We start from the raw sequence: 24464 nt of genomic DNA, 5'->3' as shown, positions 1-24464 counted from the left end.
GGGCAGGTTCTACTCAGCTTTTGCTTCGTATTGCTTCATGCATCCGCGTGAAACCACGTAGAACCAGCTGTGAAAGTCGCCGCCCGGGACGCCGTTGCCCGATGATGGGCGAGAGTGCTGACTCCAGCCTTTGCACGATTCCGGCAATCGAAAGCGTCGTTTGTGTTCGGTGATCGCCCAGCGATACTGCTCCGGGTGTGTCTGTTCGCCGTGTTCCCAGCCTGAGAAAGGAACAAAACCGCCCACGTGGTTGCCATCGATGGGGCGGCAGCACGTGTCGAGTACAAAATCAGCTCGAAAGGTGATCAGCACGCGTTGCGGTGGCGTCAGTCGAGTCGGTTTGACCTTGATTCTGATTTTGGTCGGAGAAAGGATCTCGATCTGAGACTGCAGGACTTGCATGGATGCATGGCCGACGCGGTGCTCATCGCACAACCAGACTTCCACAAGGTCATTGGTGAGAATCTCGCCGGTTTCCTCGGAGTCCGTGAAGCGCACGTTGTGGTTCTTGATGGATTGTTCATCAATTGGCGCGGTGAATGTCAAAACCAAGCCATCTTGCAAGAGACACTCGGCAAGGTCTTCCTCGTAGACGCCCGTGTGAATCCAGTTGACGTCTTGGATTCGTGTGGGCAGATAAGTTGTGATCGGACGGCGAACTCGATTGTCGGCGGAAAGATGGATCGGACTGGGGGCACCTTTGAAAGTCAGTTCTGCCAACCAAATTCGGTTTTCGATCTTGCACGAGGGGTCCTCCAATGTTGGTTTGATAGGCTGACAACAAGGGTCACATGTCTGACCGGGCGGACCATCGAATGTCAAACGCACGCATGGTTGCTCGTGCCAGCGGTTTTTGATGGTCCTTACCTCGTCGCCGCAGCAGCCAGATCGGGGCAGCTCCTGCTTGCCGTCCAGATGAGCGTTGTATTGGAGGGTGACCCACAACCTGAATTCACCGTCACGTTTTTCTTCGAAAATCTGTAGATCGCGATCGGACAGATAAGACCTCAAACTGCGATCGACCGGTTCCCGGACGACGAGTTCTCGTCCCCTCGGGTCGACTGCCACGCCACAATCCACTTTCAAACGAAGCTGTGAATCCTGGGTTGCATCACCTTCGCCCCGCTGTTTGTTGTCCGTGCCGTTTTCGTAAACGCTCACGGTCAGCCCGCAGACGACGCCGTAGCCATGCAGACACCGTGTCAACAAGGCGATCTTGTTGAGATAATAGCTCTGCTCATCGACAAAGTCCTGTGCACCGAGCATCTGCCCGTGACAGTAATTGAGTCGCTTTAGTTCGGGAAACTGATCGCAGATCGTTACGTCGCATGGGTTGATCAAATCCTGTTTGGTTTCCGACATGGTATTATTCCAGTTGAGTGTGGACTCCGATTGCCGATGTCACACCGATGTGCATCGGACTGGTGGGGCGATTCGGCCCCGGGTGCAGGACGACTGCACCGAGGCGGGCCGCCTGACTTTGGTCGACTGGCTGTCGCAAGACGACCGGCGGGGGCGACAAGAGTTGCGAGTCGATGCCGATCACCGACCGATGACCGAGGATGAATCCTTCGCCCCCGATGCGCAGTTGATGTTGAGTGTGGGCCGGCTTTTGATGCTCGATCAGTTGGTTCAAGCGTTCAACACCCAGATCGTTCAATGCCGAGCATGGAGGCACGAACACGGTGAATCGGTGGGCGTCGACTCGCACCGGATCGTGATCGGGATTTCCGAAACTTCGCAATGGAGCCGTGCCCAAGGAAGAACGTCCGACGCGAAACCGCGACTGACTCTTTCCAAACAGCCGAAATGCGCCCAGCCGTGAGTTTTCGTTGACGACTCCCCAGACGCGATGCAACGCGTGTTCGTCGATCACGACTTGTCCTGCCTGCAAACCGAATATCAACTCGATCGCTTGCTGCAATCCGGCGACGGTACCACGCTTGCGATACAGCTCGGGCGCCGCTGCAATCAGTTTTCGTCGCAGTTGTGGGTTCCAATCCGAGTCAAAGACGATGCCCAATAGTGCTGCCTGCCAAGCAAGTACCTCCTCGGGCACGCCGTCCGGATCCAGCATGGCGGGGAAACGCTCGATCGCTTGGTCCAGGTCTTCCGTCGCAGCGTCAAACAGCGATAGGAAACGCTCTGTAAAGTCCTCAGCCTCAGCATCGTCTCGATAGACCGCAGGCAACTGATCGAGACTGGTAACGCGAGGAAAATCGATCCGTACTCTGCGAAGCGCCGGAGTCGCCTCTTGCGTTCCTGTCAGCTTGATCCGGACGAAGAGATATCGACCGGGCGGTTGGTCGATCAACAGATCACTGGCATTGCGCTCGGGCGGCTGCCAATCCCACTGGTGCGGACGAAACAACGCCGATTCATCTGGATTTCCGTCCTTGTCGTTCAGATAGCAAAATTCACTGGTGGCAACTTGGATCTCGTACGATGTGTTGGCTGGAACGTCCGCATCGATCCGAATGCGATGCCACTGGCAACGCGGAATGAAGCTGTCGATCGCTTGCGTTTCAAGTACACCGTTGGGAGCACTCGCACTTGGCGGCGTTTTGCTTGGAGGAGAAGATTCCAGCGGTTGACCGTCCCGTCCATAACACCTCCGCGTTTCGCGTCCCGCTGTCGTCGATTCATCGAGACAGAAGTGATCCGGGCCGAGAGAAATCAGCCGTGTCCTGGTCATCCCGGCATCGAGTCTGTTCTCGGCCTGATGATAGAAATCCGAGTTTGTGATCGGGGCGATGTCGAAATCGACTCGCTGCCCACAACTGCGAGCGGCCGTCTCTGCCGACGGAGAGAGACGCCACAAATGAAACGGTCCCAAATCGTGTCCTTCCGCGGCCCACAATGTTCCGTCTTTGGCAGTCCGAAGCCGTCTTAGCGGCAGCTTGGCATTGCGATGTTGACCTTCGCTGTCTTCGCCCGCAACGATGAATTCGCCTCGTGGTCTGCCGACCCAGTCGTAACGGAGAAGCCATTGATTTACCGAACCCTCACGCTCCACCGAGACCAGCAACTCGCGCCATGAAGTCAACACAATCGCATGAGGCGTGTCTCCCGCTTGGATGTCGGCCGAACCTGCAAGTCGGCCATCAGGTATGGACCAAATCAAGATACGATAGTGGCCATCGATATCCTGGTTGACTACGGCAACTCGTCGACGGGCAATCGCAATCGCCACGGGGTGATGAAGCGACCGTCCGTCCGCCAACCGCGACTGCAAATCTGTCCATCCGGAACGACAGGGATCCCGATGAAGTAAGATGCCTTTAGGTTGTATGACGGAGCAATGATCCCCACTCAATAACCATTCGCATGGTCGGCAGCCAGACGCGAGCCAAGCGGGTGGCATGTATGGAGACAGGATCTCGCTACGAATCTGCGGTTCGCTCCTATTGTTCAGACGGAGTCCGTGGGGATCGTCCAACCCCAAGAAGACATCTTCCTCTGAGATCTCTTGCAACGCCTCACCATCTTTGCGGATCATCGAAAAGGGATCCCAGCCGATGTTGGCGTCGAGCAGACGAAAGCGAACCGGAATACTCGTGCAACTCACGGTGTTTCCTCCGATTCCATGGGAATGACTTGATGGCTGAGCGGCCAAAGCAGTTCTGTCTGCGTCAGTGCGATGTCTCCACAGCGTTTTTGCGGAACGCCGTTTACGATCAATCTCAAGCGGGGAATCGCACGAATCCTGTCAATACGATTCAGCAGTCGTTGCAGCAACTCGGCATAGAACAGGGTTCCGCCAAACGGCCATCCTTCGGCGTCGTTTCCACCCGTCAAAGGATGCAGATAGCGGTCCAACTCGTCACTGATCTGTTGCATGATTTCACCGAGATTGCCTCCACGGTCGGCGATAAAACCAACCTCGGCTCGGATGAAGCGATAGGTGGGCGCCGCCGCCACCACTTCGACACCGATGGGAGCAACATTGGCAGTCAAAAATTGGCTTACCGCCCGCAACGCTTGTTCATCCGGCACGGGTGGACCTTCCTCCTCCACCTGTGGAACGACCAAAATTCCGACCACTCCGGGGATCGGCTGACCGGGAAACTGAGGGTGATAGCCAGAGAGTGCATGGGCCTTGCGAATGTCGGCTCCAGGTGCAAACCGAGCCATGATGGCGTAGTCGGCGATCGTCACCGAACGATGGCGAGACCGTATGGTCTCGGGTCCTCGTCGAATGACATCCAGTTCGCTCTCGCCACCCACGCCGCCGCTGGCAGGCAGTGGATTGGTGACGCCCGTCACGAACGGCGCGGATTTCAGAAGCGTGGTGATTTCATCACTGCCGACTGCGCTTTCTGCACCACTGCAGACCTTGTACTCGGCGGCTCGCACGTTTCGAAATCCCGCGGGTACGGTGGAACCGTGTTTGCCATCACCAAACGTGACGATTCCGGTTGACGAATCAAGGGTAAACACTTGATCGGTTGGGCCATAGGAGAACAGTTCGTCCACTTCTTTCCATCTGCTAGCCGCTGGACGTTGGTTCGAGTCGTCGTCGTCGGACAAAACCGACTGGTCCACCTCCAATACCAACGACTTGGCAAGCACGGGTGTGTTCTTGAGCTGCATTCGATTGGACGTCGGGTCGTCAATCGGCTTGAGCACCTCCTGTCCGATCGTACGTACCGCTTGAACGCGTGCCATGTTGACGCGAATGAAGGAGAGTTGGGGTGGCTTTTCAAAACTGCCATGAATCAGCCGTAGGCGTAACCAAAACAGGGTTTCATCACCGAGGTACGGCCGTGGCGTGAATCCGGGCGGCAGACGTAGGGTAACGATGCCGGATCGCCAAAGGTTGGAGGTTTCGTCGCCGACCACTTCCATCTGCACAAACTGCGATTTGACCAACGCTTCCCAGCGCAGGACCGGTGAGACCGGCAACGGCAGCGGAGCCACACCGCCGGCGGAGACAGGCGGTGGATTTCCGGGAACAGCGGCAACGCGAATACCAAAGGACAACGACTCCTTGAGTTTTTGATTTTGCGGCACTGCGAGTCCGAGCAACATGAAGTCGCCTACCTGAGGATCTTGTCCCAGGGGAGCAAAACTGGCCGTCACATCTTCGTTCGCAGCCGTGATGTCACGTTGGGAGGACTGCTCAGCGGCAATCAGTTTTTTGATCGCGGTGGGGGCGACGAATTGGTTGGTTTGCGTCTCAAAAACAACCAAGTCCCCGCTGCCCGTAGCGGGCCGCGCGCCCACTTGAAAACCCTTGGGCAACAGGATCGATTCGCTGGCCGCCGGCGCCACGTTGAACTGCACCAATGCGGAGGATGGTCGTTCGGTTGCGGGCTGGATACCGGCTAAATCAAGAATCTCTACAAGTGCCTTGTCAGGCAGACGATTCAATCGACGGGCCACGGTCGCCAATTGCGTGGCGAATAGCTCCACCAAAGCCCCGCCCGCATCACCGTCGGCAGGATCAATCCATTCTGGCGTGTAGTTCGGTCTGCGTCGACGCAATTCAGCCGCAATTTCCGAGGCTGATTCCGTGTGCAGCAGTGGACGTTGGACGGCGAATTGGCCCGCTGACAGTTTGCGACGGTTTGCCGAAACGTCGACGCCGTGCACTTCCTTTCCCCACCACGGATGACTCATGACAGTCCTCCGGTTTGAACGCGTGCCGGAACAAATGTGATTTGCAATCCCCGCAGGGCTACAAGTGCATGTGCCTTGATCTCGACATCACCGCATGTTTCAGATCGTGGCGGCTCGCTGTTTCCAGAGTAGTCGGCGCCGCAATGACATGAGGATGTGGCGTCATCCGGGCATGCTTGGGCTATCGATTGTGAAGCAGCGGTTTTTCGAATCCCGACCTCTCTGACTTGCAACTCGGGATTGGTGTTGTCATTGATGACACGGACCAACTCCGACGGACGCAACGGATTTCCAAACGGCCATCCGTCGCCATCGGGGCCACCGTACAACGGGTGCAAATAGTCGTTGAGCGTTTGTGTGATCGACAAGCGGACCGAGTTGGCGTCGACCGGCGTCCCCGTGATCACGATTGATAGTTCAATGGATTCGTAGATGGGTGGGACGACAAAGATTTCCTGCGTCACCAGCCTCGCTGCGTTCAATCGTCTTGAAACGGCCGCAAGCGCGCCCGGATCAGGATGCAAGGCGATCAAATCGTCACAGCATGCACGTTGATCCATGTGTCGCACCGATGACGGGAGATCGGGAACGATGAAGACGGTTACCGCGCCGGGAGTAGGTATCGAACGATGTTCGGGATGAAGACCGGCCACGGCATGGGCGCGTTTTATCCCGGCTCCAGACGTTTGGATCGCAAGCTTTTCGATGTCTTCTCGGGTGACAGCCCGATAGACGCGACGCAACTCCGATCTGGATCTGCGTGCCGTCTCGCTTGGCGTTTCCGCTTCATCACCGCCTTGCGCAGCCACTACATTGACGATCTCGCCATCCAAGGTGTCCTCTTTGGACAATCGCCATTCGAGCCAAGCGGGAACATTTCCAGCCCTTCCGCCGCCTACAGCCAAGCTCAATTGGAACAAGGACGATAGACCCTGTTTGTCTGTCGGAATTGGCAGTCGCCCATTCAAACCGTCTCCAAATCGTAAAGTCCGACGCTCACGATCAACGACAAAACATCTGTCTTGCGGACCATGATGAGAAAAACTGTCGGTGGGAATCCATTGCTGAGGATCTAGTTGACGGGCTGTCTGTTCGCTCAGTGAAAACTTCACGCTAGCCGGTATCGGAAACTCATTCTCCCCCAGTGGCAACTCCAATCGATTACCCGGTAGACGACGCCATTTCTTGATCTGTTCTTCGATGCTCGGACCCATTGTTTGGGATGCACCGCCCGGGGAAAAAACGCAATGAGCTCGATGGTGGCCAATCACCGCATTGGGCAAGATTCGTCGGACACGCGGAGTGAGGACGTACGATGCGTCCATGGCGCGGAGCACGATTACGAGCCAACTTCGGATATCACTGGCAGTATCCAGATTCACCTGGGAACTGAACTCTGCAGACGCTTCTAAACGAACGACGCCCGATCTGCGCAAGCCGTTGGTGCCGTCGTCGACATTGATGAATGAACTGAGTGAGCAAGGTTGCTGAAACGGGTCTTCCGATTGCACGACACCATAGTGCCAGGAAAGCCGGGCCGGCGCTTCGACGATCACCATTTCATCCGGATGACTCATCGATGATTCGGCCAGCCACTGCGGCAGAATTGATGCTGGCGTATCGAGATCAAATAACAGCGAGATGGCACCCTGAGCGTTGGGGAGTCGCTTCAGCGGAAACGCGATTCGCGACTCACAAGGTTGGCCACTCGGCGGGTTGCTGTGGGACGGTTCATGATTGCCCTGGTTGCGGTTGGGCGGCAGCAAACACGGGATTTGTCCGGTTCTCAACTCAGTGGATCGATCGTGCCCACCGACGCTCAGCCGTATATCGATTTCCCATTTGCTGCCCCTACTTTGTTTCCGCGAAAGTCTCCGTCGGGCGTTGACAGTTTGAGGCTCGACGTCCCACTCGATCGGCAGCAGTTGCGTTTCCTGTTGGGTTGCAAGTGTGAAACGTAGGGGCGGTTTCTCGTCTTTCTGTTCGATGACCGCTCCGGCGACCAACGACGACGTTGCATCGCTGGTACCACGCAAACAGAACACGGTTCCGGCAACACGGACCAGCTTTGGCCGAACTCCCAACAACGACAGCAATGCGATGCGAGTCGTATCAGACGGCTGATCCATCCAATACAGTCGTTGCTCCAACTGCGCAGCGAACAACTCCAACAAAGTGATGCCCGGATCAACGGGAGCGTGAAGCGTCCATTCGCCGTTGCTGACGCCGGCGATCCGATTACGGGCCGCCGTGGTCAGATCGGACCACGTCAGGTCATCCAGTGAGACCGGCTCCAGGGGCATCAAACAACCTCCACCATGTCCAGATAGAACGGAAACACAAGATTCGATCGCGTGTTGCTGGCACGAATTTGGTAGGAGAGGGAAACATTGACGCGCTCGGGCTCCTCCAAATCTGCTTCGACCGAAACGTCGAGCAAATCGATGCGAGGTTCCCAATCACGAACGGCCTCTCGGACCGTGGTCTCCAGCAACCGAAGATGACGCTGACCGCCCGGCGCGAAAACCAATTCCGACGCTCGACTGCCAAAATTGAATCGCATCACGCGTTCACCCAACGATGTCAGCAAGAGCACACGCAAGGAGTGTTCGACGTTTTCGTCACCTGCGGTGTATTCCAGCCGTCCAGACGGTCCAGGCAGAATGGGAAATTTCCACCCTCTGCCAACAAATTCGCGGTTCATCTCAATCTCCAATCATCACGTTACCCACGGCAACAACGGTACCCACAGGCGCATCGGCAGGATCGTTGCATGTCTCGGCCACATCACCGTTGCGAGCAGCACCCTTACCATTGATCAACACCGATTGGCTGCCCTGTTTGATCGTGCCTTTGTCCTTGGGCGTCGTTTGAAACGAAGTCCCCGGAGGCGTCGGGATGTGCGGCGGTTGATTCTCCGCCGTGCTATCGACAGTTGCCGCAGGCAATCCCATGATGTTGACGTTTGAGCTCAGTTGGTCGTTGATCACGCCAAGAAACGGATGCGGCAGTGGTGTCGGTACCGCTCCACTGGCAGAGGGAACCATCACGATGTGCGTGTCGGTTGCCGTGATCGTGTCGTTTTGTTTTGCGGCTGGTTGTCCCATGAGCGTTTGCTTTGTTTTCAGTTCAGATTGATGGTGCTGCCTTTGAGCGTCATGTCCCCGGATGCGGTGGTCTCGATCTTCGCCGCATCGATTTTCAAGCTGCTGTCGGCTTTGATTTCGATGTCTTTTGCCGCCAGGGTCAGCTTTCCGCCGTCGGATTTGACCGTGATGCTGTTGTCCTTGGTGCTGATTTCGATTGTGTGCGATCCACTTTTGTCGACGATGACGATTTGCTCTTCGCCTGCTGTGTCGACGAGTGTGATGCGATGGCCACCTTTGGTCAGGATTTGTTTTTCATCTTTGTTCTCGTCACGATGCGTCGCAGGCTTGTCCACGCCGTTGTAGAGGCACCCTAAAACGATGGGCTGACGCATGTCGCCGTGGATGAAGGAAACGATCACCTCACTGTTGAGCTCCGGCGTAAAGAAAGCTCCGCTGGCTCCTGGCCCGGCATAGAACTGACTCACACGGCACCACTCGCTGGTAGTGTGCTCATCGAACCACGGCAGGCGAACCTTCACGCGGCCTTCCTTTGCGGGATCATTCACATCAGCGACGATCGCTTCGGCCACTCCGTAGTAGCATCGTTTGGTTCCGTTGTTCTGTGTTGCGGTCAAGGCACTCATTCACTCCATCTCCCGTAGTGACTCGACGTCGAAAGAGGTGGTGTATCCTGAGCCTCCGATCGAGTGCTCGACCTTGGTGATTTGATAGGAGCCGCTAAAACGTTTGCCCAATCCGGACAATTGCACGTTATCCCCTGGCCTCATTTTTGGTTGACCAATGATCCGTCCCGATCCGGTCTTGAACTTGTAGGCACGTTGGACGAGCTGACTGACTGCCAGCCGTCTTGCCTCCTCAACGCTGATCACGGCGGAGTTGACGATCACATCTTCTTTGCCGCGTGCAGAGACCTTGTTTGCCGCCTGCGGTCCGCTGTCCCCGCCGCCGCCGGTTTGTGGCAAGTCCTGAGCCGTCGCGGTGTAGACAATGGATTGTTTCGTTTGCGGATCCCAACCTCGCACGGTGACGGAACTGACTTGATCTGTCGCGCTCAGTTTGGGATTGAATTCAATCAAGTTCCGTCCCCAAGCGAAGTCGTAGACGACGATGGGGCGGCCGTCACGTCCATCGGTCGGTTTGACAAAGTGGATCGTGCCGGACTCGGGCTTCATGAACAAATCGAATTCATTTCGCTTTGCAAGTTCCAGTAAAAACTCTGCGTCGGATTGGTCTTTGGGTTGGACGACTCGTTCGTGTGTCGGTCCCTCCTTGGTCACTTCGATGGGAATCCCGTTCTTGTCCGCGATGTATTGGGCGATCTGCCAATCGGCCTGATTGACAAAGATCAACTGATCACCATCTTTGGGCTTACTGCCTCGCATGCGGATGAATGTATCGGTGCCACTTACTTCGACGCTGGGTGCTCCAGATTCGGGGAACTTTGGCGTCAGAGAGTTGATTTGCCCCTGCAACATTGGCACCAGTTGATCGGCGTAACCCATTTCGATACGCAATTCCGTACCGATGTTGAATGTATCGCTGTCGCTGTACTTGAATTTGGGAAAGTCGGTCACGGTCTCGTCCCAGTTGTTCAACGTCATGCTGAAACTGGTCAAACCGTCTTTCTGCATCGTCACCTTGACCTGCAACACGTCGCTGAGCGTTTCGGGATCCAACGCCCGCCCGGCAATTGAAACGCGGAATCTGGGCGCATAGAAATCGACGCTCGGTACACCGGGTTCCAAAAGCGACGTCGCAGGCAAGGACACATTCATTCCGGTAGCTAACTCGATCTGTGTGGTTAATTGATTTTGGGAATCGTCAGAACCATGCCGGGAGACAGCCGACGTGGGTCACGGATCTGATTGGCGCTGGCGATCGCACGCCACATTGAGCCATCGCGAAAAAGCTTGAAGGCGACACTGCTGATCGTGTCTCCGCGGACAACGGTGTAAATTTTTTGAACGTCGGGCGAGTTGCGTGGCCGTTCTTTGATCTGCTCCTCAACCGTGCGGTACTCTTTCAGTGCGATGGCCAATTTGGCACGCAAGGGGATGCCGTCTGGGCGAAACATCAGGTAGGTGACGTTCAGACTCTCCAGCACGCCTCGAAAGACGTCTTTGTCCCAAACCAGTCGGACAATCGGCGGTGCGTGCAGGTCCCCCTGGATGTTCATCAGCCCGCGTAACTTGTACACGTACTTTTCACGCACGTCTTGCAAGGTATCGGAGGTGTCCACCAATAACTCGGTGGTGAGTTTCTCCCCGGAGCCACGCACGAACTGAATCGGAGGTGTTTCCAATCCTGGAATGTTGATGTCCGCAAAGCTGTTTTGCTTTTGGAGTTGATATTCGGTGGGATTAAAATGGACGGGGATCAACGCTTGGCTATCCGGCAGCCGTGGCTGTTCGATCTGCAGGTAGGCTTTCGTCAAGCCCTGACGCATGGAGTCCAGTGGAGTGACCATCAATGTGCTCCGTAAGTCTGTTCGCTCAAGGAGCGTTCACGCGCGGCTTCTATTTCTCGCTGCCGCTGCGATTCCGCCAAGTTTGACCATTTGTTGATGAATTCGTTGAACAGCTTTGCGAACGCTTGGCGATCGTCATCACCCTCGACGTCAAATCGAACTTCTAAATTGTGGATCGTGATCATCGCTTTTATCTTGATGTGGTGAGAGGAACTTGCAGGATGCCTTCGTGCGCAATCTCCATGCTTTCGATGGCGACCGCGCTTTGAGCGGCATTGAATGTCGGTCCATCCCACTTGACCGCCAGCCCGCCTCGAAAAAGCCATTGCATTGCCGGTGTTCCGTTTTCCGCCAGCAAGGTGATGGCACCGTCTCGTCGTGCCCCCAGCGACTGATAGAGCCCTGCCTGGTACCAGAGCCACATGCTCATGTCGGTTGTAACGCCACGCTTCAGCGTGATCCGGCTCCAACTGTGACGGACGGGCAACTGATGCGTACAGTCGTTCACGCCGCCTTCGCCATACGCCATGACCTCGAGTTGTCCGCCCAAACCGCCGACTTCCTGAAAGCCGGCTTTCGTCAAGATCGGAACGGTGGCCGCTTGCTCCGGCGGCAGGTAAACATCGGTGGCGTCGAGTGTGACGAAAAACCGATACCCGGTGAATGGATCACTCATGCGTCGTACACCTCCACCTGCCCTTGGCGGCTAACTGAAACACGAATCGTGATGAATTCCATCGGCGCGGTGAGAGCCAAGTCGATCTCGCAAAAGACTCGCCCCAATTCCCGCTCAGTCATCGGACTGGTCTGGTCATCACAGCGAACGCAAAATGCCTCTTCGGGCCGATCTCCGTGTAAGGCCCCGCCGCGAAATGCTTCCAGCAACACACTGGACAGTGCACGAACCAGAATCAGCCACAGTTCTGGGCCGTTGATGTCAAACACGACTGGCTCGGCGACTCGGCGGATGGCACGAATCAAACGATGGATGAAACGACGATGCGCGACAAAACGTCCCTGACGCGACAGATCCAAGGTTCGTCCGCCCCAAACCATCAACCCCTTGCCCGGCACGCAGCGGATGAGATTGACACCCGCTTCGTTCAACGGGCCGCCAGCGTTGCGTTCCAGTTGTGTTTCGACGTCGACGGCCGCCAGGACGGAAACATTTGCCGGCGTGTAATGCGCCCCTCGTTCGCGATCGACACGTGACATCACGCCGGCGACATGACCGGACGGCGGAATCGTTTTCTGGGGTTCTGCAGCGTCGCCCAGAGGGTCATTGACTCGCAACCACGGATGGTAGACTGCAGCAGCCCGGCGGTGGATCGGATTTGGAATGATTGCTCGGAGCTGATTCACGTAATCTAGCAGTTCGCCCGACGCCATCGACTCGACGCCCGACTCACCGTGTGGTGGCGGCGGGTCAATCAAAACAAAGCGATCTTGTTTTTCCGACGCATCACGGACGATGGTTTGCAGAACCCATTGCAGCGCTATCGGATCCGTGATGTCATGGTAAATCGATGGTGTCGCCAGCAAGGCGACTTCCGTTTGATCTCCCAACGAGACGATCGCCCTGTTGTATTGCGATGCAACGTCTTCTTCCGGCAGCGGCTTCTTGCCGTCAGAATCGGACAGCGACAACGTCAGATCCCAAACCCGTGACAGAGGGCCGGGCGGGACGGGCAATGGAATTCTCTGATTGCCGTCAGCATCCAACCGGATGACACCCTTTTCATCAACAAGCGGCCGGCCTTTGCTGTCCGTCAACGAGTCCTTCGCCTCCCCGCGGGGCTCGATTCGGATCAATTGGGATCGACTCGCGATTTGATCTTCCAAAGTCTTTCCCGGTTGAGTTTCTCCGGGATGAAGTCCGTCAATCCGCTCCGATCTTTCACCCGGGCACACAATGGTCAGTGATAGAGTTGGCTTTCCCCCGGGGCCGTTGACGTCATAATTGATTGTGACCTGCAACCCCGCCGCCCAACTCCCCGGACTGGACGCATGGATCAGATATTTCGCTGCGCGAAAGCGCCCTGCGGTGGGAAAGTCTTGATCCCATTTTCCCTCTTCATCTTGCGTTCCAATCACCCATGTGACACACGCGTAGCGAACGTCGTCGGGAGCGACTCTCACCACGTGGGCGATCTGTCCGCCGTTTTCAAAATAGCCTCGAATCGAATAGGGAAATGGTTTGTCGCGGTCCAAACCGCCAAAGAGACTTTCGTAATCCCGCAGCCCTTGCACACGTACCGCGTGGCCGACCGGGCCGCGACGAGTGCGACCGATAAAGCCAGCGACATCGGAACGAAGCGGCGAGGGCGCTGGCTGCTCTCCGATAGTTTGAAACCGCAAACCGGGCAATTCGGGTGTCGAGATCATCCCTGTTGTCCATCCCCGTCTACGGCCAAACCTTCATGACAGATCTCAACGGTCTCGATCGCGATCTCGTTGTTCTTAGCATTCAGCCCCGGTCCGGTGAACTTACACGGCCAACCGCGTTTGAACTTCCACTGCATCACCGGGTCCTTGGCCTCGTTGAGCAACGTGATGGACCCCTCCACACGCTGAACGGTTCCGTTCATGCCTTTGACGATCCATTGCCAAAACTCCAGATCGCCACTGATTCCCTTTTTCAACGTGATGTTGGTGAACTTCTTCAAGCCCGGGATCTTACGTACCGTGATGTCCTCGCTGCCGTTGCGATACTCGATCGGGTCCATCGCGACTTCCAAGCCTGACGCTTCGGTAAACGATCCGCTAACGGCTTTGCCATCGGCCGCCACGCCGATCACGGAAATCTCAAAGTTATAGGCGCCGTAGGGATCGGCTCTTTTCACAGGTGCCATGTTTCGGTCTCCTCGAGGGGTGGATGGTTGCGGGTTCAGCAGTCTTTTGATTTCGTTGGTGTTGACGTTGGGAAGTTCGCCGGCAGCGACAGGGCCTTGGGCGATAGGCGTCACTCGCCATCTCACGCGTTGCGGCTGATGGGATCAACACGCCGTCATGCCAGCTTGCTGTCGGCGGTGAATTTCTGAATGCGAAAAATGACGAACTCGGCGGGGAACACCGGTGCGATCCCGACTTCACAAATCAGTCTGCCGTTCTCGATGTCATCTTGTTGCATGGTGACGCCCCTGTCGCAGGCCACGTAATAGGCTTCCTCGGCCGTGCGTCCTTCGAGCATTCCGGACCGCCACTGCGTGTTCAGGAAATTGTTGATGGTTTGTCGCACACGCGACCACAATTGAGAATCATTCGGCTCGAACACGACAAACTGTGTTCCTTCATCAATCGAACGCTCGATGAAGTTAAAGATTCGCCGGACGTTGACGTACTTGAAGTTGCTGTCGGAGGAAACCGTTCTCGCACCCCAAACACGTTGCCCACGCCCGGGAAAGAACCGCAGAGCGTTGATGCCTTCCGGATTCAAAAGGTCCTGTTCGCGTTTGGTCACGTCTTGCAACAGCCCGCCCACACCGGTGACCGGATTGGCTGGCAGAATCCCGTTTAGAATCTCATTGGCGGGCGCTTTGTGCACGCCGCGTTCGGTGTCCACACGAGCGTACAATCCGGCGAGATGGCCTGACGGAGGAACCTCAATGTTCGTTGATGTACTCGGATCCCGCAGTCGTATCCACGGGTAATAAAGAGCCGCATACCGTGTGTCGATCGGTGTCCGATAGGCACGGACACCTTCAATGGAAAGACGCGGTGGAGGATCAAGAATGGCAAAGCGATACTTCATCATCTCGCAATGTTGAATCGTCGCGGCTCGAACGACCGGCGACCAAATGCCGGGAACGACGACCAGACTGATGTCGTCGATGTCCTCCAACGCTTGAATTCCGCTACGCTTGCCGCTGCCACCATCCTCGCCGACAAAATCTTCGACTTTCAAATCTTGGAAATTGTCTTTCCCTTCCTTCAATGGTTGCGTTCTACCGTTCGTCGCGATGGGGAAATTGGCAATGTCCGTGACTTCGGGCGAGCCAAGATTTTTGACCGAAACCAACGCCGACCTGTCCTTAATCCTGTAGACGATCGAGTTCGTATCGGTCTCTTTGGTCAGACGCAGGCTCGAAAACTCTTCTTCCGCTAAAATGGTGTCACCAACTCGCGATTGAATCTGGACCGTTGCTTCAATCAACCGAACATAATCGCCTTCCAGGTATTGCTCCTCGGTAGCGGAACTGAGTGTGACGATACCCTCTTTGGCCGCTTCGACGACGAACCTTTCTTTCTTTTTCAGATTGTCAAGTTCAACAATGGCGCCTTTGTAGAGTCGATCCGAAGACGCCACTTTGATCGTCGTGGAACCCGTGGCTGCATCCGCCTTGTTGGCTTTGCGAATTTTTCGAACAGCCGTCCCCTTGTTCCACTTTTCGCCGTTCTCAACCGTAAATTTCTTATGGTTGGCTGCGTCAACCATTGTCAGAGTGAATCGCTTTCCTTGAATCACTACCACATCTTTATCGTTGAGGTCGTCCACCGTTTCGATGGTCCAAGTCGTTGCCGGTGCGACCGGCTCGGTGACATCCGCTGCCAACGTTGTGGAAACAGGATTCGCATCTTCGGTGTCGCTAAATTGTAAGCTCAGCGTCGCAGCGACCATCGGCTGCACACGGACGTGCATTTGGTCGCCCCAAGCGCCCAACGCTTTGGCGGTGAACTGCAGTGTCGGATTCGCAGCAACCTGTTGTATTGTCTCTATTTCGGCAGAATACCCGTCTTTGACCGAAAGGCTTTGGCCCACACCCTTTCCGTTTTCGAATCTCACCGTGTTGGTGGAGGGGTCATAAGCTTGGACGACAAACTTAGCGTTTCCGGCCTCATCTGGCACGGCGACCGTCGAACCCTGCATCGTGATGGCGAACTCTTTACCGACTTCCACACCGATCAAATGTGCAAGTTTGATTTCGAGCGCGCCTTTTTTGCAATCGCGAACCAAATCGATTGCGACTCCTTTGGTCAACGTTCCGCTCGAAGCCTGCGCTCCCTTGCCAGAACTTTGTGGTTTGGCAAAAACACGTTTGACATAAAGCTGTTGACCGCCATTGTCAAAGAATCCCTTGACCGCATGCGGGAATCTCCACCAGTATCCACCTTCGCCTGTCGGATCATCCCATCCTCCGCTGGAAATGGTTGCCTCGTCGGGCGTATCCAAAAAGCCACCAAAGGTTGACATGAATTCATTGAAGCTTGTCACCAGGACGGGCTTGCCGCTTGTGGGGCCACGTTGCGTCACGCCCACCATCCCGGCGACGGAAGTACTCACTCCCTGGATCGGACGTGGGCCGGAATCCACTTCTTCGACATAAACGCCAGGACTGAAATACTGCGGCATGATTGCACCTCACTATGGAGTCGATGGGATCACGATCGTTTGAATCTTCTGCACCCCGCTCTGTGCGCGAGCGTCGAAGACGAACTCTGGGACGGTTGGTGTTTCGATGTGCACGGCGAACGTTCGCACCGAAACGGCTTGACCCGCACTCAAACCCGACGGCAAATCGTTGCCCAATTCAGGCTCGAGCGTCAGCGTGGCAACGTCGCTGGTTGCCGAATGCCAGATGATTTCAATGACTCGATACAGAGAGACGACTTCTCCGTCGATGGACAGCAACGCCTTGAAGTAGCCGCGAGCATTCTGAACTTTGATCTCGTTCGGTTGGCTCGGTGCGACGGTGAATGTGTCCTGAGCGGGAAACCGAATGGGAAGCGTGAATTCGCCCCCATTGTCCGAGAACACCTTGATACCCTGATGTTCGATCGCTGCGTGAGCGATGAGAGGACCGTCTAGGAAATCATGCCGTAGTTGCCCCCGCATTAGCGGAACATGACTTTCATAGGGATACCGGGCGTTGGGCTGCAGTATGATCTTTCGCACCCGTTGAGCGTACTGGCTCGTTTCCAGAGGATTTTGATCGTTGTAGGGATGGACATCAAACTCCTCGAGATCAACGGGCACATAGGGCTCGTAGTAGTCCGTATCAATCCGTACACGGCAACGATCCGGCGATCGATCAATGTTTGCGGTGCGTCCCAAACCGGGGTACGAGTAGACGTCGTCCGCGGTACGCAGCGCGATAGCGTCTGTGTCCTGCCACTGACCCCCAGCGGTCTTTCGCTGCAGAATCAGGGAAGTACGTCCGATCGGTGGCTGCAAGGTGAAGGTGTCGAGCAGTCGTATCGCGAGCGGACTGTACAGCAAGCTTCGTTCATCTCGGATGGGAGCGAATTGGATCCCTGTCATTGCGTCACCATTCCGTATCGAACTTCACGACTGGAGACGCGCGAGACACTTTCCGATTTCTCCGGATCAAGATTGACCACGCGGATGTCATAGGTCAGCGAGACACGATATTTTTGCTGTACCGCATGCCAGAACCGCGTTTGTTCTTCAAATGTCAGAGGTGTGAGTGTGACCTTCAAAGCCTCAATGGATCCGGCAAGACCATTGCCATCGGGTTCGTCTCCCGGCCCCTGCAGCTCCGCCCCGGATACGATGGCACCGTCGTAGAGCACTTGAGCGATCCGACCCAACATTCGATGCTCCAACTCTCGCTCTTCACCACTGCTGGTTGCACCAAGATCGCGACTCCATGGCGTCAGCAAGTATCGAAGTTGCAACGCGATGGGAGGTTTGGAAATGTTGACTCTCCCGCTGTCCGCTCGGTCGATACTGCGAACACGAGGTCGATTCCGAGCGGTTGCATCTTCACGAGCCTCGACGAGTGTTACTGCCAACACGCCGGATTCCTCTGCGGGTGGCGTTGGAGGCGTATGCAAATCGTGGAGCACAGCAATAGGTGCCGTGACTCCGGTACCCAACGGATCAACAGCGACCAACGCCTTGTTCAAAACAGCAACCATCGTCGCTGATACATTCGCAATGACATTGAAATCTGGCATGAGTTGATCGAGAGTTGAAAGTCCAGGACGTCGCAATCAACTTGCAAGTGGCATTCCTTTCCTACAGAAAAGCAAAAATGCACAGATATCTGTGCACTTACGCGAGAAACAATCGCCAAACCGTCGGGTTGCAAGAATCAAGACTGTCGGACAAAAATGTCCTATCGATATTCCCATTCACGGTGCAGTTGCCAGGATGCAAACAGAGGCATAGAAAGAAGATGGGGCATGAAGCTGTCGTGGCTAGGCTAGGACAAATTTGTCCGAGTCGCCCCTGCGATAGCCCACGACTGGCGAACACCTGAAATCCGATTCACACAGCGAGGTTGGCGGTGTGTTCTGCCTCGAATTGGTCGGGTGTTTTGCACCCGAGCGTCTGATGAATTCGTGTTGAGTTGCAAAAGGTCTCGATAAGCAAAACACGCTCATCCTGGCTTCTCGGATATCGGCAAACGTTCGAACTTCGTCCACTCATGTTTGAGCGACAAGAAGAATCGTTCCATGACCGTAGCTGTCGTATCCACCATCCCATCGTGGTTTGGGCACGAGGCCCCAGCGGGGCTTCCCGCAAAACTGCCGCTGGCAGGCGTTAGACTCATCTCGCACCGTTCGGGACGCAGCCTGTAGAAGTCGCGAACGAGTCTCCCTGTAGACGACGTATATCGGCGCCTTTTGGAGGCCTTACTTGCAGGAGATGGCTGGCCACCGGAGGTTGAGTGACCAACATTGGCTGTGACATTCGAGGGTTGCCAACCGCTCGCAAGTAGAGGATCACAGCCGGGACGGAGTCGGCGAAGGTAAGAGTGGCAAAGCGATCAGTGCTGACGAGGCTAACAAGATGCTGACTGAACTTAGCGAAGAATTTCGACCAGCAATACCCTTTGTATCTCGCGTTGTATCTCGCGTTGTATCTCGGCGCGTTTCACCGAATTCGATCACGAAATCGTATCACACAGAAATCCCGCAAGTCCTTATCAAGAAAGGACTTGCAAATCGGGGCGACACGATTTGAACGTGCGACCTCTACGTCCCGAACGTAGCGCTCTACCAGGCTGAGCCACGCCCCGATTTTGGGTGTTTGGTCATCTGCGAAAGCACCGCAGGGGCTTTCGCTTTGACGCCAAAACGCAGTTTAAGCGGCCTGAATCCATTTGAAAAGATGCCAGTCTCCTTCCCCCCCCATCAAAACCGCCTCCCGAGAAAGATCAGTCCATCCCCCAACTATGGGCTGTCTGCTATCAGCACGCATCGCTTTGACCGTGCTTTGAGGGTATGGCTCTTTGCCTTTCTTTTCACTTCACTTTCTTCGTCGTCGAATCAAGCAGACGACTCCGGTCAATGCCAGCAGCGAGAAACTGGTCGGCTCTGGTACAGCCGAGACAACGCTGATCGTGCCGCCAAGAAACTGAATCTGGGCAGGTTGCGTGAACAACAGATTGTTGCCTGTGTTGTTCACCGCCGCCAAAGCACCACTGTCGTCACGGAAAGCGATCGAATAGTTGCCTGCGGCGACTGTTGACGCCACATCAATATTCAAGTCAAACAGCTTCGTCGGCGTCGCAGTAAAATTAAACAACTCCCGGTCCGCACTCACCTGCAAATCCGCATTGGCGACTGGAATCGTGAAGGCATTTGCGGGATTCACTGTGGAGTTGCTAAAAATTGCCCCAGCCGTCACCGCAGGATTTGCGAACACAAACCCCGTCACCACGGGATCCGCGACGTTCCCGTCACCCAGCATGTCGATATACAAATCGAACGAATCAATCGACTGGACATCAAGCTCATCGCTGGTCGCATAGAGACCGATCGTGACCCGCCCCCCGATACCAGCGACAACGGTATCGCTACCCGGTGTCGATTCACTGAATCGAAACGTGATGGCCGCGTTCGCTTGAGATGCAGACAAGAATGCCAGCAGCGGCACTGCAATCAGTGCTAGTGGGTATTTGTACATGGTGTGGAGTCCAGTCTTTGGAGTTGCGTCAGTAGCATAGTTAAATGAATCGATTCATGACAGCCAATACAACCGATTTTGATCGTATTCTCACTCCGGCGGCAGGTTCGGGTCCGCCAGATTGAATAGGAAGCGAGTCCCCAACGCCCGGATGGCTGACAGGTCGGTGGTGTTGACCAACAGGTCACCGTTGACGTTCGCTCTCGGGTTGAATTGAGGCGTGATCCCGGCCAGTTGAGTCCCCAGACTTCGTACCGCAGAAAGGTCCGTGGTGTTGGTCAGCAGGTCGTCGTTGACGTTGCCCGGCAAGACGTCGAACCGGAAGTCGAATCGACCGTTGACACCGCCATCGCCGGACGCCCCGGTGTTTCCTGTCGTCCATTCGCCATCCAGTGCGACTCCGGCCTCGTTGGTGATCGCGCCATTGGCAATGTGCAACAACAGCTTATCGCTCGTCAGGAAATCATTAAGCGTCAGGATCGCGGTGTTGGTCGTCTCATCAAAATCCACCGTGTTGATCTGGTAGTTGATTCCCAACGTCGGTGAGCCGATCAACTGAAAATCGCTCGGCTGAAGATCCCCGCCGGTCGAGTTGAATACCGGTTGGTCAAACTCGATGAAGATCCGATTGGCGTTGGTGAAGGGCACGTCGGACAACTGCCCCGCTCCGGTCGACACCAGGAATCCTTGTCCCTGCGGATCGATGGCGTTTCGGAAATTCTGATTCCAGAGAGTCGATCCGATCCGCACTTCTGTGATACGGGGCGCGGCTTCCAGAGCATTGAGTTCCAATCGGACTTCGTTGGAGGCGATCACGAGTTGCCACTCGGTACCCGTAGGAGCCGAGGGGTAGTCCACGTTGTCAAACGCTCCCGTCACGCCCGCATCGGCCGTCATCAGCAAGAACGAATCGCCAATCGCTGGCTCAAAGCCGCTGATCAAATCAATCTCCAAGTCTCCGTCCAGCACGACCGATCCCGTGAAGATCAATTGATCGTGTCCGCTGCTGCCCGGCGTGGTTCCACCGAGTTCCATGATCAAGTCGACGTTGTCACCGTAGGACACACTGCCGTTGACAGCGATGGCGGGACTAAGTCCAGGGCTGTGAGTCCCTGTGAACTGAACATTGTTGGTGCCACCATTCCCGCCGATGTAGCCGGGCAATGTGATCTGTTCAACCATGCTTCGCCCCGTGACGTTTCCTCTCAGCAGTGACAGCATCGCAATGTCGTTAGGTGACCCAAGCGTTCCGTATCCTTCCACGCTGCTACCGGAGGGAATTAGGAATCCGTTATTTGCAAACAGAGTTCCCGGATTCACACCATGGCCAAGCTCGGTCAATGATCCAAGCACTGCTCGGTCGGCATCCAAGAGAGTGATCATGTGATCGCCCACATGGATTTCACCCGCCGAGTTGAACCCGCCGGTTGAATTGAGGTCGCCTAGCACTAGGTTGCCGTCCGCGGTGATGCTGGAACCCGACTCGGCCAAAATCCTGCCGTTCACAGTTCCGTGACCGTTGAGGAATTCGGCATTGCCGATCGCCAGAACTCCGTCGGCATCAATCAAACCGCCGGCGATTTCAGTGAGCGTTGGCAGGTTGATTGGGTTGGGGCTCGAAACGATCAGCGTGTCGTTACCCACGTTCAGCGGCCCGTTGAATCCGATTTGCTCAAAGTCGGACAGCTCCAGTGTCTCGACGCCAGAAAAGCGAATGCTGGACCGCTCAAATCCGTTCACCATTCTCACCGACGCATCGCCAAGTGCCGAATTGCTAGACAAGTAAGTCGCTTCGGTTTCCTGTGCGTTGCCCAACACAGCAAACCGGTCGGTTCCGTTCGCACCGGATCGGAATTCGATACCGCCCGGCACGGCAAGGAATCCACCCGAGGCGTAGTCCAGTACAACGGTTTCATCGACATCGTCGCGGCCAAAGATCATGATCGACTGAGTCTGATCCGCTTGTTGAGAAAGTAACTCCGTCGGTAATCCCTGCTCCGTCACTCGTCCATCAATTTTGACAAATGCGCCATCCCGTCGAATGGTGATGTAGTCGTAGGTCGAAAAGGTCGGCTGACTCAGATCGATCTGTACGTTGGCGACCGCGTCAAAGTCGACGACATTGATCGCAAAGGTTTCCGAAATCACGCCGCCGTTCTGGTCGTCGCTTTGGACCGTCACCGAGTGCGACGTCGTATCGATGATCGATCCATTGACTCGCAAGGCGTTTCCATCGAGCGTGAACAGTCCGCCCGCATCACCGGTCAGCGTCAAGACGTGCGAGTCGGTCGCGTCAATATCCACCGTTCCAAAACGGCCGACCAGCGTTCCCACCGCTGCATTGTCCAAGACACTCGCGCTGCTGAACGTGATGTCGGTGGGATTGTTGTTTTCGCCTTCAACGGTGACCTCCACCGTCGCGTCGTCGATCAATCCGTCCGAGTCAACGACCGTATACTCAAAGGAATCCGTTTCCGATTCGCCGGCCGCCAAGTAATCGAACGCGCCGTTGGGATTGAATCGATAGCTACCATCGGCATTGACGGTGACCAAAGCGCCTTTGGCAGTCTGAATTTCCGTGCCAACCGGAACCGTGGTTTCACCAACGGTCACCGACACGACATGGCGCGTATCGCCGGCATCGACATCACGGTCATTGCCGAGCAATCCAGTTGCCAGGAAGTGCCTCGTTACTTTGACCTGCGAGAGTGCCGTGCTGTAGATCGCAATCTCGTCTACCTGGACCTTTGAGAACCCTCCTGCTGTGATATCGCCTGTTTCATTCGGCACGATGGTCGCGGACGCGGTTGCAGTTCCCTGGACCTGGCCGTTGAGATAGAGCGTCATCGCTCCGTTGTCAAATACCTCGACCACATGATAGGTCGTGTCATTTCTTACAGGAGTCGACACGGTCGAATCGACGCCATTGATGATCGTCACGAAATGGAGGTTTCCACCGGACAAGTAGGTCCAGAAACCGTTCATATCGCCCGATTGACTGAGCACGGATCCGAACGAGTTCACGTCGGGCGCGCTGAACAAGAACTCAACCGTGTTTTCCGCGATTCCACCTGCTGGCGAATTGACGTTTGTTCCATCGATGATTCGGAGGTTGGAAAACTGTTCGAATTCGACAGAAGTGCCAGAGTCGAGAGGCACCAAACCCGCGTGTGCCAAATCGACATCACGGACATAAGTTCCATCTGGCGAACTTGGCGACAGCACGTTCGCTGCCACTGTCCCGGTCGTTTCATTCAATCGCCAGTAGGCCACCGGCGAATCAGCCAGCACAGCATCGTCATACGCATTCGAAGCAACCGTCAGGATTTCCGACGCCAACACACGGTTCACATCTCCGGCCAGAACAGGAGCGTCACCCACACCGTTGATTGTGATCGTCAGCGTCGACGTGTCCGTGAGATCTTGATCGGTCACCGTGTAGGTGAACGTTTCGACGAGAGTGTCACCTGCTGCCAGTCGCTGCACGTCCGTGTTCGTGTTGTCCAATGTGTACGTGTAGCTGCCGTCCGAGTTCCACATCAGCGTTCCGTATTGAGCGGAACCGGAATCGAGGGTGGACACTGAGAGCAACGTCACATCGTGGTCCACGTCCATGTCGCCATCGAGCACATTTCCAGTCACCGGATTCACCGCGTCTGCGCCGATTTCATTCACGTCCGCTTTGGCAATCGGAGCGTCGTTCACTCCCGTCACCGTGATGGTCACCACTGCGGTATTCGAATCGCCAAACTCGTCGGTTACGACATAGCTGAACGTATCCGTTTTTACCTCGCCGCCAGAGTACACCTGAATGTTGACCGTTTCCGTCGGATCGTACTTCAATATTCCGTTAACGAGGGATATCGAAGCACCGCTGGCCGAGACTACATCGAAGCTCGTCAGCGACAACACATCCGCGAGTCCCTGATCTGTGTCGTTGGCCAGCAGATCACTGACATCCATCATCAACTGCGAGTCTTCGTCGCCTTGGAAGAGAGGGTCGTTCTCAGTGACGTTATCGTCGTTTCCTACCGGTGCCGTGTTTGCAACAAGCACATCGACGTCCGTAATGCGTCTCGCCCCGTCACCATCGACCACCGTCACTCTGGCCTTGTAATTTCCGTCTTGTGGGTAAGTGTGCTGCGAGGTGAAACCGTATTTGATTTCGCTCGACTCGTAGAATCGAATCGATGCGATCTCACCTTGAAAAGCCCCAAATCCAGAAAGCCCCGTGCCACCACCCATGGTTGCTTGAATTCGACCGATCCCTGCTGGATCTCCACCGTCCCAGTCAGCTAATCCCGCGACATTGACCGGCGAACCCGCAGCAAGACCATCGACGTACAGTTGCAGCGTCTTGGCCTCGTCATCAAAAACGACGACGGCTTGG

18 protein-coding genes and 1 tRNA gene (1 of these 19 only partly in view) are annotated in these 24464 nt (G+C 55.6%); all 19 read right to left on the bottom strand.

The genetic code is table 11. The features are described 5' to 3' along the window. Positions 1 to 9: 9 nt before the first annotated feature. The gene (locus tag Pla52nx_RS22460; RefSeq protein WP_146523403.1) at positions 10 to 1362 is read right to left on the bottom strand and encodes a hypothetical protein; all 1353 of its coding nucleotides are present in this window, start codon (positions 1360 to 1362) and stop codon (positions 10 to 12) included. A 4-nt stretch (positions 1363 to 1366) separates the two neighbouring features. Next, complete coding sequence (locus Pla52nx_RS22455) at positions 1367 to 3568, bottom strand: phage tail protein (protein ID WP_146523402.1); 2202 nt, start codon at positions 3566 to 3568, stop codon at positions 1367 to 1369. Continuing rightward, positions 3565 to 5622 carry a putative baseplate assembly protein gene (locus Pla52nx_RS22450; protein ID WP_146523401.1) on the bottom strand — a complete coding sequence of 686 codons (2058 nt, stop codon included), beginning with the start codon at positions 5620 to 5622 and terminating at the stop codon, positions 3565 to 3567. The genes Pla52nx_RS22455 and Pla52nx_RS22450 overlap by 4 nt, the downstream gene beginning before the upstream one ends. After that, on the bottom strand, positions 5619 to 7925 hold the full coding sequence (locus tag Pla52nx_RS22445) for a baseplate J/gp47 family protein (RefSeq protein WP_146523400.1): 2307 nt from the start codon (positions 7923 to 7925) through the stop codon (positions 5619 to 5621). Before Pla52nx_RS22445 ends, Pla52nx_RS22450 begins: the two co-directional genes overlap by 4 nt. After that, positions 7925 to 8326, bottom strand: coding sequence for a GPW/gp25 family protein (locus Pla52nx_RS22440; RefSeq protein WP_146523399.1), 402 nt, complete (start codon positions 8324 to 8326; stop codon positions 7925 to 7927). The genes Pla52nx_RS22445 and Pla52nx_RS22440 overlap by 1 nt, the downstream gene beginning before the upstream one ends. Position 8327: 1 nt before the next feature. Then, complete coding sequence (locus Pla52nx_RS22435) at positions 8328 to 8729, bottom strand: PAAR domain-containing protein (protein WP_146523398.1); 402 nt, start codon at positions 8727 to 8729, stop codon at positions 8328 to 8330. A 17-nt stretch (positions 8730 to 8746) separates the two neighbouring features. Then, entirely contained in the window at positions 8747 to 9355 is a 609-nt protein-coding gene (locus Pla52nx_RS22430) for a phage baseplate assembly protein V (protein ID WP_146523397.1), read from the bottom strand. Further along, the gene (locus Pla52nx_RS22425; RefSeq protein ID WP_146523396.1) at positions 9356 to 10507 is read right to left on the bottom strand and encodes a phage late control D family protein; all 1152 of its coding nucleotides are present in this window, start codon (positions 10505 to 10507) and stop codon (positions 9356 to 9358) included. A 26-nt stretch (positions 10508 to 10533) separates the two neighbouring features. After that, a complete protein-coding gene (locus tag Pla52nx_RS22420; protein WP_197455096.1) occupies positions 10534 to 11199 on the bottom strand; it encodes a CIS tube protein in 666 nt (221 codons plus the stop codon). Continuing rightward, positions 11199 to 11384: a putative phage tail protein gene (locus tag Pla52nx_RS22415; RefSeq protein WP_146523394.1), complete on the bottom strand. Its 186-nt coding sequence runs from the start codon at positions 11382 to 11384 to the stop codon at positions 11199 to 11201. The genes Pla52nx_RS22420 and Pla52nx_RS22415 overlap by 1 nt, the downstream gene beginning before the upstream one ends. 5 nt (positions 11385 to 11389) lie before the next feature. Further along, on the bottom strand, positions 11390 to 11875 hold the full coding sequence (locus Pla52nx_RS22410; protein WP_146523393.1) for a phage tail protein: 486 nt from the start codon (positions 11873 to 11875) through the stop codon (positions 11390 to 11392). Continuing rightward, complete coding sequence (locus Pla52nx_RS22405; protein ID WP_146523392.1) at positions 11872 to 13584, bottom strand: phage tail sheath family protein; 1713 nt, start codon at positions 13582 to 13584, stop codon at positions 11872 to 11874. The genes Pla52nx_RS22410 and Pla52nx_RS22405 overlap by 4 nt, the downstream gene beginning before the upstream one ends. Then, a complete protein-coding gene (locus tag Pla52nx_RS22400) occupies positions 13581 to 14051 on the bottom strand; it encodes a phage tail protein (RefSeq protein WP_146523391.1) in 471 nt (156 codons plus the stop codon). The genes Pla52nx_RS22405 and Pla52nx_RS22400 overlap by 4 nt, the downstream gene beginning before the upstream one ends. Before the next feature lie 155 nt (positions 14052 to 14206). Next, positions 14207 to 16549 carry a phage tail sheath subtilisin-like domain-containing protein gene (locus Pla52nx_RS22395; protein WP_146523390.1) on the bottom strand — a complete coding sequence of 781 codons (2343 nt, stop codon included), beginning with the start codon at positions 16547 to 16549 and terminating at the stop codon, positions 14207 to 14209. Between the two features lie 12 nt (positions 16550 to 16561). After that, positions 16562 to 17458, bottom strand: coding sequence for a hypothetical protein (locus tag Pla52nx_RS22390; RefSeq protein WP_146523389.1), 897 nt, complete (start codon positions 17456 to 17458; stop codon positions 16562 to 16564). Further along, complete coding sequence (locus Pla52nx_RS22385) at positions 17455 to 18117, bottom strand: DUF4255 domain-containing protein (RefSeq protein WP_146523388.1); 663 nt, start codon at positions 18115 to 18117, stop codon at positions 17455 to 17457. Before Pla52nx_RS22385 ends, Pla52nx_RS22390 begins: the two co-directional genes overlap by 4 nt. 993 nt (positions 18118 to 19110) lie before the next feature. Next, positions 19111 to 19184, bottom strand: a tRNA-Pro gene (locus Pla52nx_RS22380). A 230-nt stretch (positions 19185 to 19414) separates the two neighbouring features. Then, complete coding sequence (locus Pla52nx_RS22375; protein WP_146523387.1) at positions 19415 to 20074, bottom strand: PEP-CTERM sorting domain-containing protein; 660 nt, start codon at positions 20072 to 20074, stop codon at positions 19415 to 19417. 90 nt (positions 20075 to 20164) lie between these two features. After that, positions 20165 to 24464: the 3' portion of a LamG-like jellyroll fold domain-containing protein gene (locus Pla52nx_RS22370; RefSeq protein ID WP_342190216.1), read on the bottom strand. Its footprint extends 26123 nt past the window's final position; only the last 4300 of its 30423 coding nucleotides appear in the window; its start codon lies off the right edge, out of view; its stop codon occupies positions 20165 to 20167.

Source organism: Stieleria varia (genome assembly GCF_038443385.1).
GTDB lineage: Bacteria > Planctomycetota > Planctomycetia > Pirellulales > Pirellulaceae > Stieleria > Stieleria varia.
The sequence above is the reverse complement of the archived record's forward strand: the minus strand, read 5'-3'. Positions and strand labels throughout refer to the sequence as shown.